The sequence below is a fragment of the Phycisphaera sp. genome (genome assembly GCA_025916675.1).
GTDB lineage: Bacteria > Planctomycetota > Phycisphaerae > Phycisphaerales > UBA1924 > JAHCJI01.
In genome coordinates this window covers 26,367-41,912 of sequence record CP098402.1, presented here as the reverse complement: position 1 = coordinate 41,912, position 15,546 = coordinate 26,367, and the positions used below count along the sequence as shown (strand labels likewise).

General features: G+C 67.3%; 10 protein-coding genes. 3 read left to right on the top strand and 7 right to left on the bottom strand.

What is annotated here, in order from left to right; genetic code table 11:
• Positions 1-61: 61 nt before the first annotated feature.
• Positions 62-1,690, bottom strand: a complete 1,629-nt coding sequence (locus tag NCW75_00145) for a polysaccharide biosynthesis protein (GenBank protein UYV12716.1) — start codon at positions 1,688-1,690, stop codon at positions 62-64.
• Between the two features lie 204 nt (positions 1,691-1,894).
• Here NCW75_00145 and NCW75_00140 point away from each other — a divergent pair, with 204 nt between their 5' ends.
• Positions 1,895-3,136 (top strand): hypothetical protein, encoded by a 1,242-nt coding sequence (locus NCW75_00140; protein ID UYV12715.1) that lies wholly within the window; start codon positions 1,895-1,897, stop codon positions 3,134-3,136.
• 21 nt (positions 3,137-3,157) lie between these two features.
• Here the strand turns inward: NCW75_00140 and NCW75_00135 are convergent, their stop codons facing one another.
• Positions 3,158-3,835 carry a hypothetical protein gene (locus NCW75_00135; GenBank protein ID UYV12714.1) on the bottom strand — a complete coding sequence of 226 codons (678 nt, stop codon included), beginning with the start codon at positions 3,833-3,835 and terminating at the stop codon, positions 3,158-3,160.
• Between the two features lie 297 nt (positions 3,836-4,132).
• Here NCW75_00135 and NCW75_00130 point away from each other — a divergent pair, with 297 nt between their 5' ends.
• Positions 4,133-5,533, top strand: coding sequence for a hypothetical protein (locus tag NCW75_00130; protein UYV12713.1), 1,401 nt, complete (start codon positions 4,133-4,135; stop codon positions 5,531-5,533).
• Between the two features lie 164 nt (positions 5,534-5,697).
• Positions 5,698-8,655 (top strand): aminomethyl-transferring glycine dehydrogenase, encoded by a 2,958-nt coding sequence (gene gcvP / locus NCW75_00125; GenBank protein ID UYV12712.1) that lies wholly within the window; start codon positions 5,698-5,700, stop codon positions 8,653-8,655.
• Between the two features lie 121 nt (positions 8,656-8,776).
• On the opposite strand, the gene NCW75_00120 is transcribed toward gcvP, so the two are convergent.
• From NCW75_00120 to NCW75_00100, 5 genes are all read right to left on the bottom strand, one after another.
• Positions 8,777-9,697, bottom strand: a complete 921-nt coding sequence (locus NCW75_00120) for a sulfotransferase (protein ID UYV12711.1) — start codon at positions 9,695-9,697, stop codon at positions 8,777-8,779.
• Positions 9,698-9,718: 21 nt separating this feature from the next.
• Entirely contained in the window at positions 9,719-10,996 is a 1,278-nt protein-coding gene (locus tag NCW75_00115; protein ID UYV12710.1) for a DUF418 domain-containing protein, read from the bottom strand.
• Positions 10,997-11,123: 127 nt separating this feature from the next.
• On the bottom strand, positions 11,124-12,410 hold the full coding sequence (locus NCW75_00110; GenBank protein ID UYV12709.1) for an FG-GAP-like repeat-containing protein: 1,287 nt from the start codon (positions 12,408-12,410) through the stop codon (positions 11,124-11,126).
• A 213-nt stretch (positions 12,411-12,623) separates the two neighbouring features.
• Complete coding sequence (locus tag NCW75_00105) at positions 12,624-14,093, bottom strand: hypothetical protein (GenBank protein UYV12708.1); 1,470 nt, start codon at positions 14,091-14,093, stop codon at positions 12,624-12,626.
• Entirely contained in the window at positions 14,090-15,517 is a 1,428-nt protein-coding gene (locus NCW75_00100; protein ID UYV12707.1) for a sigma-54 dependent transcriptional regulator, read from the bottom strand. Before NCW75_00100 ends, NCW75_00105 begins: the two co-directional genes overlap by 4 nt.
• Between the last annotated feature and the right edge of the window lie 29 nt (positions 15,518-15,546).

The following is a 15,546-nucleotide window of genomic DNA, read 5'->3' as shown; positions in this document are numbered from 1 at the left end:
GGGTTCGCAAGGGCGCGGCTGATGAGAATTCGAGCGGGGCCCATCCCGTATGAACGGAAGTTTAGCCGTCTCTTGTTGGTGCGGGCGAACGTTTGGTTGCCGGGGCCTGGGATTTCCCTTGCACGGCCGGCGCGACCCCGAGGGTCGGCACCCAGCGCCGCAGTTCGGCCAGCACGGCGTCTCGATCGGCCGACCCGGCCATATCTGCCAATGCCCGGGCCGCCTCGGCGCCGTCGGGGCCATCATCGGCACCGCTCAATCGCAGCACCCCGGGGCAGGCGGTCTCGACCAACTCCTCGGCGGCGTGGACCAGGGCCTCGTGGAGTTTTTCGCCGGGACGAACGCCGGTCTCGAGGATGACCTGTTCCCCCGGGGCCCCGCCGTCGTTCCACACGGGTGCCAGGCCATGGGCCCTGGTGAACCGCTCGGCCAGCGTGGCGATCTCGACGGGCTCGCCCATGTCCAGGACGAAGACACCGCAGTTGTCTGTGGGTTCGAGCGCACCGGCGTGGGCGACGAGCAGGGCCGCCTCGCCGATGGTCATGAAGTAGCGGGTCATGCGGCGATCGGTGATGGTGATGGGCTGACCCTCGGCCACCTGGGCGCTCCAGATGCGGAGCACGCTCGCCGCGGAGCCGAGCACGTTGCCGAAGCGGACGATGGCCACGCGCGTGGGCTTGCCCTCGTCTCTCGCCTTGCGGTCGGCGGCGATGCCGTACGCCTCGGCCAAGCGCTTGGTCGCGCCCATCACACTCTTGGGCGCGACGGCCTTGTCGGTCGACACCAGGACCACGCGCTGCGCACCAACCTCGATCGCGGCGTCGACGAGCGACGCGGTGCCGAGCAGATTGTTGCTGATCGCCTGGGCGGGGTGGTCCTCCATCAGCGGAACGTGCTTGTGCGCCGCCGTGTGGAAGACAACTTGGGGCCGCTCGGCGTGGAGCAACCGGCGCGTTCCGTCCCGATCGGCGACATCATGCAGGAGCGCCCGCCGCGCCATGCCGGGATGGGCCCAGGCCAGGCGGCGATCGATCTCGAACAGCGCGTTCTCGGCCCGCTCCATCAAAATCAAACTCGACGGCGCGAAGCGGGCGCACAGGCGGGCCAGCTCGCTGCCGATGGAGCCGCCCGCGCCCGTCACCAAGACGCGCCTCCCCTGGATGAGCTCTCTTAAGGGTGCCTCGTCGGTCTCGCGCATCGGCCGGTCGATGAGCGCTTGCAGGTCGATCACGGGCGCCGTCGCCATCGTCGCGCCGGCGGTGCCGGATTTGCTCTCGGGCGGGCCGCCGAGTCCAACGAGCACCGGCGGCTGCCTCTTCAGAAGATCAACAACCGGCGGCAGGAAACGCTCCTCAAGCCCGGCCTCCTGGATCGCCGCGCGCACCTTGGCGATTCCGGCGTGGTCATCCAGCGGCAAACTCACGATCGCCACACGCACGCCCAATCGCTCGCGGACGTCTTCCAACGCTTCCAGCGACCCGAGCGTGGGCACGCCGATCAGCCCCGTGTGCCCCTTCTCGCCGATGCCCGTCAGCACCAGCCCCGCGACGACCGGCCCGCCCTCGGGGATCAGCCGTGCGGCCAGGGCGGCGGTGGTCGCGTCGCCCACGACCACGCACGGCACCCCGGCGAGGGGCAGCAGGCCGCGGGGCTTGGCCTTGGGGGTGGTATTCTGGGCAAGCTGGCTCATGGATGGTGTATCGGTTCACGGGTGGCTCTGGCTCCGGGCGCGGCCCACCGTGGCCCAGGAAGATCCGGGCGCGGCCAAGCCGGGCCCGCGCGATGCATGGTGGTCCGCGCTCCGGCGCCAGCGATGCACGGCATCCGGTTTGCATGTCGCCCTGGGGCCTGGGGCGACTTGTCCCGCCGCATACACCATCAGGGGAGCGAATCCATGCAACGCTACACCACGATCTCGGGCCTGCTTGCCGCCCTGGCCGCCACCGCCACGCTGGCCGACGTGCCCGACTACGAGCTCACCGTCCTGGCCGAGTTCGGCAGCACCACCACGCTCACAGGCGCCAGCGACGCGGGCCACGGCGTGGGCTGGCAGGTCGTGGCTGGATTCGCCCGGCCCTTCATCGTAACCGAGGCGGATGGGCTCGTGCTGCTGCCGCTGCCGGCGGGCTTCGCGACCGGGCAGGCCTCGGGCGTCAACAACCATGGCGTAGTCGTCGGGACGATGTCCTCCGATACGTTCCCCTCCGATGGGGGCCAGCCGGCCATCTGGCTGCCCGACGGCATGGGCGGCTACCAGGACGGCGTTGTGCTGGACACCCCCGACTTCGTCCAGGGCCCCCGCGGCCCGCTCGCCAGCGCGGGCGGCATCGCGGTCGACATCAACGACGACGGCACGATCGTCGGCTGGACGCGGGCCCAGGGCTTCCAGGGCGGCCCCGCCACGCTCTTCTCGATGACCGCCGAGCCGGTGAACCTGGGCGACCTGGGCTTCCAGGCCACCCCCACTGACCTCAGCGAGACGGGCGTGGTCGTCGGCGGCCAGCTCCGCATGGACCTGGGCACCCTTGAGGTCACCGACATTGGCGTGCCCGAACCGCTGGGGACCGTGCGCTTCACCAACGTGCTGATCTACGGCGTCAACGACAGCAACGAGACCGTCGCCGCCGCCGACCTGGCCAGCACGGTCTTCGAGAACTATCTCTGCTACACCCACAGCGATTCGGCGGGCTTCGCGATGGCCGACCCCGCCGAGCTGCCCGCCCGCTTCGTGGGCTTCTACGACATCAACAACCGCGGCGACGTGGTGTGGTCGGCCGGCGGCGGCTCGGGCATCCTGTTCAAGGACGAGGGTCAGATCGTGCGCAACCCCGCGTCGCTCATCCCCGGCGGCAGCGACTGGCAGATCGCCAAGGGCTTCCTGGACAACCACCGTCGCATGATCACCACCGCGTTCCAGTTCGCCCCCGAGCGCAACGCCATCGTCCTGCTCACGCCCACCGGCCTGGCGTGCGACGCCGACCTGGACGGCGACGGCGTGCTGACGCTCTTTGACTTCCTCGAGTTCCAGAACCGCTTCGACGCGGGCGACCCGATCGCCGACTTCGACGGCGACGGCGAGCTGACGCTCTTTGACTTCCTCGAGTTCCAGAACGCCTTCGACGCCGGCTGCCCCTGACGCCGCGGCGCGGCGCTCGCCTCACGCCGCCCGCGCGCCCGCCTCCCCCGCGCTCACGCACCCGGACCCGAAGTGCACCGTCTTGCGCGCGGGCGTGCCGCGGCGCGTGCTCGTCAGGGCGGTCACCTGGTAGGTCACCATCGGCGTGCCGGGGGGGATCGTCCCGTCGCGGAAGCGGCGCTCCAGCGCGGTGCACACGTGCTCGAACCCGCCATCGTCGCCGTCGCGCCGGCGGACCTCGTACACCACCCCGCGCAAGCGCCGCCCGCGGTCGGCCCTGTTGTCGCACTTGAAGGTCGCCTCGATCGAGCCGTCGTCCAGCAGCCGGAACTCGAAGCGGAAGGGCGTGCCCGGCGCGGGCATGGGCGAGGCATCGCGGCGGCCGGGCAGCAGCGCCTTGGCCAGCACGTCCGACGGCGACGCCTGCGCGGCCGCGTGGGCGCGGACGCGGCCGACGGCCACCGACGCGTTGTCGCGCAGCGTGCCGGTCAGGTTGTTCGAGTGTTGCAGCGCGGCGTCGGCGGCGTCGCGCAACCGCATGTACGCCCGCCGAGCGGCCAACGCCTCCTCGGTCTGGGCCTCGAGGCTCGCGACGGTGGCCCCGTCCAGCCCGATCGCGGCGGGATCGGCCGCCCACGCGGTGAGGCGGCTCTTGCACCAGGGGACAACATCGGCCAGTCGCTCGGGGATCGTGCTCATGCCGGTTGTGTCGGCAAGGCGGCGAGCCGGCTCTACTCAAAATCGGCGCAGGCGGCACAAATCTCCGATTTGCGGGTCCAGGGCGGTGTTCTGGGCCCCCGAGACGCGATCGTGGCCGCCCAAACTGGAAATCCGGATGACCGGAATGCCGTTTTGGTCATCCGGATCGTCGGTTTGGGTGGCCGGTTTGGGGTTCTGGTGGGCCGGTTTCGCGTCGTGGGCGGCCGCAACCGGGGGTTGGGCGGGCGGTACACCAATGCGGCCGGCGATCGATCGGCCGTGCCCGGGGAGGTTCATATGACAACACCGCGTTCGACTATCTCGCTCTGCTGCCTCGCCGCGATCGCCCTGGCGAGCCCGGCTGCCAGCGCCCAGTGCCCGCCCGTGCGGTTCGTCTCTCCCGATGGGGCCGAGGCCCGCGAGTTTGGCGGGCCGCTGGCGATGTCGCCCGCAGGCGAAGACGTTCGCGTGGCCATCGGCCAGGACGGTTCGGTGTGGGCGTTCGACCTTGTCGACGGGCGGCTGACCGGGGGGCAGGAACTGACCTCACCCTTCACCGTCTTCAACTACGGCTTCGGCTGGAGCGTCGACGTCCAGGGCGACCGCATGGCGATCGGGGCGTACCAGGTCCGATGGCCCGATCGCCACTACAGGATCGGCAGCGCGGCGGTGTACGACCGCGTCGGGGACGCGTGGCAGTTCACCGGCGTGTGCAGGCCGCCCGAGGGCGTGACAACCGAGGGGGCCGCGTCTCGACCGCTGATCGACGGCGACACGATCATCGGCGCGGGCGGGCATCGCGGCTCGATCGTTGTGTTCCGGCCCGCGCCGGGCACCGACGACGGCTGGACTCCAATTCAGGTCATCGACCAGCCCAAGGGCATAGCCGCCGACGCGTGGTTCGGCCACGACATCGCGGCCAAGGACGGCTGGCTGTTCGTGGGTGCCTTCAACGAGGACATCCTTCCGACATCCGGCGGCGCTGGTTCGGTGTCGGTGTACCGCCGCCAGGACAGCGGGACCTACGACTTCGTGCAGAAGATCGATGGGCCCGACATGGGTCCGTATGACATCAGGTCCTTTGGGCGGGCGATCGGCTTCGACGGGACAACGCTCGCGGTGAGCGCGTTCCGGGTCTTTCCCGGCTCCGAGTACCAGGGTTTTGTGCACATCCTGGAACTGGAAGACGGGCTGTGGACGCTCCGCCAGGCGCTCGCGCACCGCCCGGCCAAGGACGGGCACCACTTTGGCACGTACGCGGTCGAGGTCGATGGCGACCGCTTGGTGGCCCAGGTGTGGGGCGACCGCACACCGCGATCGGACCATATCGCCGTTGCCTTCGAGCGTACCGATGACGGTGTATGGCGGCAGAACGCCCGCCTGCTGCCGACGCCGCCATTCCACGCGGCCCAGTACGCAGGCTATTTGGCCTTACTGGGCGACCTGGTGCTCGTCGGCTCGAGCGAGGAGTGCGAGGGCCCGGGCACCCCCGCCACCGGCGCCGCCTACCTCTTCAACCTCTCCTGCTACGAGTGCCCCGACCTGGACAACGACGACGTGCTGACCGTCTTCGACTATCTCGAGTTCCTGCGCGCCTTCGACGCGGGCGAGGCCATCGCCGACTTCGACAACGACGGCCAGCTCACCGTCGCCGACTTCCTGGCCTTCCAGGACGCCTTCGCGGTGGGGTGCCCCTGAGACCGGGCCGCCAGCCCCATAACGCCCCCCACGCCCCAAACTCGCCCCATCTCGCCCCCGGACAGACCCCAACGGGCGGCCGCTGTGGGCCAAACGGGCGGGCTTCTCCCCTATCATGTGGATTCTGCCCGCGCGACCGCCTTTCTTGAGCGAGGAACGCCAGCTTGACCACGTGCTCCGGTACCGATCAGTCCCCCGTCATCGTCGAGGCGCCCATGAAGACCCAGGCCCCGCAGCCCCAGGCGGCTGCTCCCATCTCGCCCGCCCTCGCCCCCACCGACACCTTCGTCCACCGCCACATCGGGCCGGACGAGGCGGAAGTCGCCGAGATGCTGGCGTTGCTGGGCTATCCGTCGCTAGACGCGCTCATCGAGGCGGCCGTGCCCAGCCAGATTCGGACCAACGAGCCGCTGCACGTCGGACCGGCCCGCGGCGAGCACGAGCTGCTGGCCGAGCTGCGCACCATCGCCGGCAAGAACGAGGTCCGCCGCAGCTACATCGGCATGGGCTACACCGGCACCGTCGTGCCGCCGGTCATCCAGCGGAACATCCTCGAGAACCCCGGCTGGTACACGCAGTACACACCCTACCAGGCCGAGATCAGCCAGGGCCGGCTCGAGGCGCTCATCAATTTCCAGACCCTGGTGAGCGACTTGACCGGTTTGCCCCTCGCCGGCGCGAGCCTGCTCGACGAGGGCACCGCCGCCGCCGAGGCGATGGCGATGTGCGTGGCCGTGAAGAACACCAAGCGCTTCGTCGTGGCCGATGACTGCCACCCGCAGACGATCGCCGTCGTGCAGACGCGTGGCGACTCGATGGGCGTCGAGATCGACGTGCGACCGGCGAGCGAGATCGCCGCGAACCTCGACGGAGCGTGTGGCGCAATGGTGCAGTACCCCACCACCGACGGGCGCGTGGAGTGCTACGAGGAACTCGCCAAGCAGGCCCACGACGCTGGCGCGATGCTGGTGTGCGCGTGCGACCTGCTCGCCCTCACGCTCCTCAAGCCCCCGGGCGAGTTCGGGGCCGACATCGCCATCGGCAGCGCCCAGCGCTTCGGCGTGCCCATGGGCTTTGGCGGGCCGCACGCGGCCTTCATGTCGACGCGCGAGGAGTTCGCGCGCAAGATGCCCGGCCGGATCATCGGCGTGAGCAAGGATGCCCAGGGCAACACCGCCTACCGCATGGCCATCCAGACCCGTGAGCAGCACATCAAGCGCGACCGGGCCACCAGCAACATCTGCACGGCCCAGGCCCTGCTGGCGATCATGGCCAGCATGTACGCGGTGTACCACGGGCCCGAGGGGCTGCGACGGATCGCGATGCGCGTGTACACCATGACGCAGACGCTGCGCGCGGGGCTGCTGGAGCAGGGCCACACGATCGCCGAGGATCAGGTGTTCGACACGCTGCGCATCAAGCCCAGCGGCGCGAGCGTGGCCCAGATCGTCGAGGCGACCGACACCAAGAAGATCAACCTGCGCAACTTCGGTGATGGCACGCTCGGCATCACGATCGACGAGACCACGATACCCGGCGACATCGCCGACCTGCTCGCGTGCTTCGGTGTCGAGGCGAACGTGAACGAGTTGGCCGGCAAGGCGCATACCGAGATCGCCCCGGTCTTCCAGCGCACCACCGGCTACCTCACCCACCCGGTCTTCAACACGCACCACAGCGAAACCGAGATGCTGCGCTACATCACCAAGCTGCAGCGGCGCGACCTCTCGCTGGCCGACAGCATGATCCCGCTGGGCTCGTGCACCATGAAGCTCAACGGCACCAGCGAGATGCTGCCCGTCACGTGGCCCGAGTTTGGCAACCTGCACCCCTTCGCGCCAATCGAGCAGACCGCCGGCTACCAGGAGATGTTCGATCGCCTCGAGAGCTACATCGCCGACATGTGCGGCCTGCCCGCCGTCAGCCTGATGCCCAACGCCGGCAGCCAGGGCGAGTACGCGGGCCTCCTGACCATCCGCGCCCTGCACCAGAGCAAGGGCGAGGACCGCGACGTATGCCTCATCCCCACCAGCGCCCACGGCACCAACCCCGCCAGCGCCATCATCGCCGGCATGCGTGTGGTGCCCGTCAAGTGCGACGCCAAGGGCAACATCGACATGGACGACCTGAAGGCCAAGGCCGAGCAGCACAAGGACAAGCTGTCTGCGCTCATGGTCACCTACCCCAGCACGCACGGCGTGTTCGAGCCGACGATCAAGGACATTTGTAAGATTGTGCATGATGCCGGCGGCCGCGTGTACATGGACGGCGCGAACCTGAACGCCCAGGTCGGCCTGTGCCGGCCGGGCGAACTCGGCGCCGACGTCATCCACCTGAACCTGCACAAGACCTTCTGCATCCCCCACGGTGGCGGCGGGCCGGGCATGGGGCCCATCGCCTGCACCGAGGAACTCGCGGCATTCCTGCCGGGCCACCCGGTGCGCAATCCGGCGAGCGCGGGCGAGCAGGCCATCGGCCCCATCAGCGCCGCGCCCTACGGCTCGCCCAGCATTCTTACGATCTCGTACGTGTACATGGCCCTCATGGGCAGCGCGGGCCTGAAGCGCGCCACAGAGATCGCGATCCTGAACGCCAACTACATGGCCAAGCGGCTCGAGGACCACTACGACGTGGTGTACCGCGGGCCCAACGGCCGCGTGGCCCACGAGTTCATCATCGACTGCCGCGCATTCGACAAGAGCGCGGGTATCAAGATCGACGACATCGCCAAGCGGCTGATGGACTACGGCTTCCACGCCCCCACCATGGCCTGGCCCGTGCCCGGCACGCTGATGATCGAGCCTACCGAGAGCGAGGCCAAGGGCGAACTGGACCGCTATGTCGACGCGCTCATTGCCATCCGCCAGGAGATCCGCGACATCGAGGACGGCAAGGCCGACCGCGAGGACAACGTACTTCGCAACGCCCCGCACACCCAGGCGGCGCTCATGGCCGACGCGTGGACGCACCCCTACACCCGCGAGCAGGCGGGCTTCCCGATCGAGTGGCTGCGCGACGCGAAGTTCTGGCCAGCCGTCGGCCGCATCGACAACGCGTTCGGCGATCGGCACCTCGTGTGCACGTGCCCGAGCGTTGAGGAAGTCGTGGCAGGGTCGGCCTGAATCAATCGCGCGCGAGCCGAGGTAGTGCTGCAGGCGGCATCGGCCAGGGGGTCGGCGAGTTGGCCAAGATCTGGAAGGTCTTGCCGTCGCCGGACACCGCTTCGGTTCCGCGTGTGGCTCGCTACCAGGTGTATCCCAGTTCGACCAAGGCGGGTTCGAGGTAGGGCTTCATCCGCTCGAGTTGCTCGGACGTGTTCGCGTCCTGGCGATTGGAAAAGCGGGCGTGATCGACGCTCTCGGCCAAACGCTCCGAAAGACCGTCGTCGCGGAGTTCCGCAAACGACAGGATGCGTTCCAGCGTCGGGCCCGGATCCATCACAAGATCCTCATAACGAAAGATCAATACTCCGGGGTCCTCGCCGTTCGCCTCGGCCTGCTCGATCCATGCCCTGGCATCGCGATAGGCCGTAAGGATCGTCGCCGACCACTGCTTGGCGCGTACCACGTCTGGATGGTCCTCACGCACCCACTGACGCCAACCGGGCGGGCGAGGGCCCCAGATGGGCATGGGCTTGCCCAAGACCCGGCGGCGCACCATGTCGAGCACGCGGCCAGTCTCGGCGGGCCATTCCTGCGGGGGCATCTGCCTCGCGCGATTGAAGGCGTTGCGCAGCTTGCCTTTTCGTTGCTGCAGATCAGCGGTCGAATGCACCACGCTCCGGCCATCACGGATCACTAGGAGCAACCTCGCTTGTGGGTATACAGCGCGCAAGAATGGCACGCGCAGGCAGTTGCTGGGGGTCTTCTCCACAAGCCGTGGCTTGCCTTGTTCACGCAACATCGTGTTGAACGCTCGATGGATTCGCGCCACGATCCGGGGGGATGCATCGTCGGCGGTCAAACGGTCGTCGGGCTTGTAGGCATTCCCGCGCACCCAGATGGGTCGGGGTTCGGCAGCGAACGCGGTCTCGGGATGCTCGCTGAGGATCTTGCTGAGCCAGGTCGTGCCGCTCCGGTGCGTGCCCACGAGTAAGACCGGGCGTGGGTCGATCGGGCGTTCTTTCCCGCCTCGCGAAGGCGATTCTGGATCGTCAACAACCATGGGCCAAGCGTAGGCCAAGGGCTATTTGCGAATCGACTCGAGCTTCCAGTACGTCAGGCTCCGCCACAGCCATTCCATCGGGCCGAAGCGGAACCTCGAGAGCCACAGCGGACTCATGACCAGTTGGAACGCCCACACACCAAGAACGATCGGCACGTATTCGCTCCGGCTCAGGCTGCCGAAGTAACCCAGGCCCCAGCCATAGAAGATGAACGCGGCGATGAGCGATTGCATGAGGTAATTGGTCAGGGCCATCCGGCCGACCGACGCGAGCGCGTGGCGGAGCCAGCCGAGCACGCCGCCCTTGCACAGGAGCATGACCAGCGCGACCCACGCGAGCGCGACGCCGATACTGCCCACATAGTTGAACCAGCCCATAACGCCGAAATAGGCCACAGGATCGAAGCCGTTGCGGTGGTTGAGGGCCACGCCCGTACCGACGATCCCGCCACCCAACACGCCGCCGATGAGAAGCATGCCCAGATAGAACCGCGCCGAGCGTTCCGCCTTGAACACGCCCCACTTGTGCAGGGCCATGCCCAGCAGCATGAGCCCGCCCACGCGCCAGAGCATGAAGATCGCGAACACGTAGGTCTGCATGAACATGGCGTCTTCGGCGTGGGCCGACACGCGATGGAAGAAGCCGCCGAGCGCCCCCTGGCGCTCTTCTTCGAGGGAGGTCTCGGTCGGGTAGAACATGGTGCCCACGTCGTCCCATGTTTCCATCATCTGCGGATCGTCGCTGGCACGCAGCATCTCGAAGAGTGCCTGCTGCAACCCGCCGAGTACCATGGCCACCGGCAGGAGGGCGCACGCGATGATCATCAACCAGATCGCCGGTAGCCGTCGCAAGGGATACACCAGCATGCCGATGAGCGCGTAACCGACCAGGATATCGCCGATCCAGATGAGGTACGCGTGGGCCATGCCGATGAGCAGCAGCCAGCCCATGCGCCGATAGTGGACACCGGCCCCACGGCCCGACTCGGCCAACCGCTCGGCCATGAGCGCCACGCCCGCGCCGAAGAGCATGGAGAAGATCGCCATCATCTTCAGTTCGAACAGCACATGGCTGACCAGCCAGGTCAGGTAGTCGAGCCCCTCGAACCCGCCGGCGACTGGCGGATTGAAGAACGCCGCCTCGCTCAGTGCGAATGTCGGGATGTTCATCATAAAGATGCCCATGACCGCGATGCCGCGGAGCGTGTCGATCGAATCGATCCGCTTGCCCCGCGTCGTAGGCCCCAGCGGCCCGGGCTCGATCGGGGGAGGCGGTTCGGTGGGAGGGGTCTTGGCCATGGCCGATGGTATCAACCAAATGTAACAAAAGGCGGCGACCTTCTCGTGGATAGGTCGCCGCCTGGGGTAAAGAGAGGAACAGAGCCACCGAAACAGAGAGAGAATCCGTGTGACCGGGGACCGAGTATTACGGGCAGCCGGCCACGAACAGGTTCTGGAATGCCAGGAAGTCGAAGATGGTCAGGCTGCCGTCGCCGTCGATATCGGCCCGGGGGTTACCCATCGCGAACGCGGTCTGGAAGGCCAAAAAGTCGAAGATGGTCAGGCTGCCATCGCCGTCGAAGTCGGCCCGGCAGGGCGGTGCCACCACAGCGTCGTTGATGAACACGCTGGTGGTGTTGCTGTCGCGGTTGGTCACGGCGATATCGCTTGAGCCGCTGCCATCGAAATCGGCGATCGCGGCAAACTCGGGCTGCACGCCCGTAGGCAGCACCAGGGCGGCGCTGAAGGCCAGTCCGCCGAGGTTCTCGAACACGGAAACCGAGCCACCGTCGTTGTTGACGGTCATCACGTCGGGGCCGGCACCACCGGGCGCGAAGTTGCCGACGTACATCTCGGAGGGATCGAACGAACCGACTGCCACACGACCCGCAAAGGAGAAGGCGCCCGCGTCGTTGCGGTACACCTGCATGAAATCGTCAACCGTAGCGGCCAGATCGGCGTCGCCGTCGCCGTCGAAGTCGGCCGACACGATGCCCTCGGGACGCTGGCCTGGGGTCGTGATGACCTGACCGGCCACGAAGCCGCCCGCGCCGTTGCCGGTGTAGATACCAATCGAGCGGCTGTCGTGGTTGGTGACGGCCAGGTCGGCGTTGCCGTCGCCGTTGTAGTCACCGATCGCCGCGGCACGCGGCTCGGCACCGACGGCCAGCGTCGAGCTAACGGTCGAGACGCCGAAGTCCAGCAGGATGGTCACGCTATTGCTGTCGCGGTTGACGATCACAAAGTCGGCGCCCGGGTTGGCGTTGAGCCGGCCCTTGGCGATCCAGACCGGCTCGGCACCGGTGGCAGCGCGGCCACCCGGGGCAAAGTTGCCAGCCCCATCGTTGAGCAGGATCTGGGCACTCGAAGTGTTGTCGAAGATGACGACCAGGTCCTGATCGCCATCGCCGTCGATGTCGTGGGCCTCGGCGGCATCGGCACCGACGCCCGCGCCGAGGAAGGTGACCGGACCGGCCGCGAAGCCACCAGCACCGTCGCCGGCCATGATCAGCACACGGTCGGGGTTATCGACGACGACGGCCAAGTCCATGAGGCCGTCGCCGGTGAAGTCGCCGGCGGCGACGCCGGCCGGGCGCTGCGCTGTCGGCAGGTCGGTACGCGGGCCAAACGAGATCTGGGCGTTGGCCGCGCTGGTGATCGCGCCGGCGGCGAGGACGAGGGTCAGAGTCTTCGTGTTCATCGTGCGTTGCATCTTCGTTCTCCTGAGGTAAGAAAGTTCGTGTGTCTTGGTCCCGCGGTAACTCCTCCGACCGCGGGGCAATGAACACCATGGCAACTGCCGTGCCAAAAGCAACAACCCCCGCAGCGTGAGCGACGGGGGTTGTTGCAACGTGGAGGGAGTCGGTGTGGCTCGCCATGGCCGCCAGCCGTGGCCACAGGGCCTCGCGTGGCCAGTCGACGACCGTTACTCGTCGAACGTGTTTTGGAATGCGAGAAAATCGAAGATGTCGAGCGTCTCACTAAAGTCAAAATCCGCGCGGAGGTTGCCGGCGTCGAAGAAGTTCTGGAAGGCCAGGAAGTCGAACACTGTCAAGACGCCGTCGCCATCCAGATCGGCCCGTGGCCCGTAGACCGCCAGGTCCCGGTGCTCGATCTCACCCGAGGCGTCGAGGTCGTACAGAGAAAAATTGAACGGTGTTCTGCGAACAACCACAACCCCATTCTTGATGCCGTCGGCATCGAACGCCGCCCCATCGTTCGCGTAGACCCAGTTCCGCAAGATGCCCTGGTCCAGCAACCCAACGCTCGAATCCCCGTTGAGGTTGCCCGGTTCCAAGTCGAAGCCAACGTCGGTCCAAACAAACAAGCCATCCACAAACGGATCGGTGTAGCTCGTGCCAACGAGAGCCGTCGCTTCCCAGCGGTCGGGCTCGAGCGAGTCCTCGATATCTCTGCCTTCCCAATCCTCGATTAGCAATTCGGCGGCGCAACCGTAACAGACCGAGAGGATCAGGTCGGTCACCCCCTCTTCGATGCTCCAGCCGTCGTCGGCCCTGAAGTTGATCGGCGGGGTCGATGTGCCCGCGAGTTGGCCGTACCCCCGATTGGTAACCGGCCCGACGAACGTCACCATAGTTTGATCGCTCGCGATGTTGTGGCTGAATCGCAGATCGACCCACGGGTCGTACGCGCCGTCGACCGAGCCCCCGCGCATCCCGCTCGGGCCGATGTACCCCTCCGAGCGTGCGAAGAAGCGGCCGCGAACGATCATGGTCTCGCCGGCCTCGAACAACCCGTTCCCGTTGCCAATTTCCCGCACGAGTGTCACGGCCGAGCAGCCGCACAAGGAGAGCGACCAATCGGCGCCGCTCCGCTCGAATTGCGGACCAGTTCTGATGTCACGGTCGTAGTCATCGGCCGATGCCGCGATCCGCCCGCCGATGGAGTCGTGCGGCCGGCTCCCGAATCGGGCCACGTTGGCCATGAACCGGCTCTCGGCAGAAGCACCCAGGTGCCCGCCTGTACTCTCGCGCCGGTCCACGCTCAGCTCGATGAAGCCGAACACCGGGCTCGTGCCGAACCGGTAGGGGTCGAACGGCTGGCCCGCAAAACCAAGCGTACCGGGCGGATTGATCAATCCATCGAACACGGCCTGGAGCCTGAAGATATCGGCACCCTCGCTGCCAATCACGGACCCCGAGTACGGATCGCTCGCCGGCGAGAACGGCTGCCACCCCACGATCGTAAGCGACACGATGTCGGGCAATACCGCGTCGGGATGCACCATCCCCATGCCACCGCGATCGGTCGGACGCAACACCGCGTCGCCCGTCGGATCAAAATACACCCCGTCGGTCGCATCAGCGGCAGCAACGACGGCTGCCAGAAGCACGAACAACACCGCGACTACTTGTGCCCTGCAAAGCCCTATCACGCGCTCAGCTCCTTCACGAACTCGTGCAGACCGTACCGGTCGATGCGGTTGCGGATGCTGCTGCGTTGCATATCGATCAGGCGAGCCGCGGCGGTGACGTTCCCGCCAGTGTGCCGCAGGGCCTGCTCAACGAGGGCTCGTTCGACCGCCTCGACAGTGCACGGCCCGTGCTCGAAGTCAAACTCCAAGCCACTCTCCCCGAACGAGTAGGCATCTTGACGTGAGATTGGCAGGTCCGCGGGCTCGACAGTCGTGCCCTTGCTCAGCATCGCCGCACGCTGCATGACATTGACCAGCTCCCGGACGTTTCCGGGCCATGAATGGCCGAGCACGGCCTGTTCGGCAGCGTCGCTCAGATCCATATCACCGCGCCCGAAGTGCTTTCCGAATCGCTGCAAGGCCGCGTGCGCAATCAAGAGCGAATCCTTGCCACGCTCGCGTAACGGCGGGATCTCGATGGTAAACGTGTTCAATCGATAGAACAGATCGCCGCGGAACTCCTTCTCGCGTACACGCTCGGGCAGGTTCTGATTGGTCGCCGCCACCACACGCGCCGAGATCTGACGTTCGCGCGTACCGCCCACGCGACGCAGCGTGCCCGCTTCGAGTACCAGCAGCAGCTTGCTCTGGAGCTCCAGCGGCAACTCGCCGATTTCGTCAAGGAAGATGGTGCCGCCCGACGCCATCTCGAACAGGCCCTCGCGCGCCGCCTTGGCATCGGTGAACGCACCGCGTTCGTGGCCGAAGAGCTCCGACTCGATCAGGTTCGCGGGCAGGGCCGCGCAGTTGACATGGACGAAGGGCGGTTCCCCCGCGTCGCGCGGCGCGGCCATGTGCAGCTCCCGAGCGAGCACGCCCTTTCCCGTGCCGGTCTCGCCGGTCAGCAGCACCGTTGGCAGCGCCTGGGGCCCGCTCCCGTTCTTGGGCAAGGGCAGGCCCGCCAGCCGCCGGGCCATGGCCAACGCCTCTCGCCACGCGGGGTGCTCGCCAGCCGGCTGCTCGCTGTCCTCGCCCGCACGCTGGCTGGCAAGCCTCTCGTGCAGCCGTAGCTTCGCGTCACGCTTGCCCCGCTCGAGCGTTCGCTCGACCACGAGCGTCAGTTCGGCCACGCTAATGGGCTTGAGCAGATACTCGTCGGCTCCCAGCTTCATGGCCTCCACGGCCATCGACACGCTGTCGTCGGAGGTCATCACCAGCACGCCGCCGGCGAAGCCCTCGCCACGCACCGCCTTGATGAGCACCAGCCCGTCATCGCCGGGCAGCCTGAGATCGGTCAGCACGAGGTCGACATGCCGCTGGCCGAAGACTTCGAGCCCCTCTGGGACACTGCCCGCCTCCAACGCGACATGCCCAGCCCGCTCCAGCGTGGCCTTGATCGAGTACCGGAGGTCTTGGTCGTCCTCGACTAGAAGAATTGTGGCCATACGTGGCCTCCACGGGGCCACACAGGGCC

Bases quoted from the DNA above. Each gene is read 5' to 3' on its own strand.
- NCW75_00145 (UYV12716.1), bottom strand. From the start codon at position 1,690: ATGAGCCAGCTTGCCCAGAATACCACCCCCAAGGCCAAGCCCCGCGGC.
- NCW75_00140 (UYV12715.1), top strand. From the start codon at position 1,895: ATGCAACGCTACACCACGATCTCGGGCCTGCTTGCCGCCCTGGCCGCC.
- NCW75_00135 (UYV12714.1), bottom strand. From the start codon at position 3,835: ATGAGCACGATCCCCGAGCGACTGGCCGATGTTGTCCCCTGGTGCAAG.
- NCW75_00130 (UYV12713.1), top strand. From the start codon at position 4,133: ATGACAACACCGCGTTCGACTATCTCGCTCTGCTGCCTCGCCGCGATC.
- NCW75_00120 (UYV12711.1), bottom strand. From the start codon at position 9,697: ATGGTTGTTGACGATCCAGAATCGCCTTCGCGAGGCGGGAAAGAACGC.
- NCW75_00115 (UYV12710.1), bottom strand. From the start codon at position 10,996: ATGGCCAAGACCCCTCCCACCGAACCGCCTCCCCCGATCGAGCCCGGG.
- NCW75_00110 (UYV12709.1), bottom strand. From the start codon at position 12,410: ATGCAACGCACGATGAACACGAAGACTCTGACCCTCGTCCTCGCCGCC.
- NCW75_00100 (UYV12707.1), bottom strand. From the start codon at position 15,517: ATGGCCACAATTCTTCTAGTCGAGGACGACCAAGACCTCCGGTACTCG.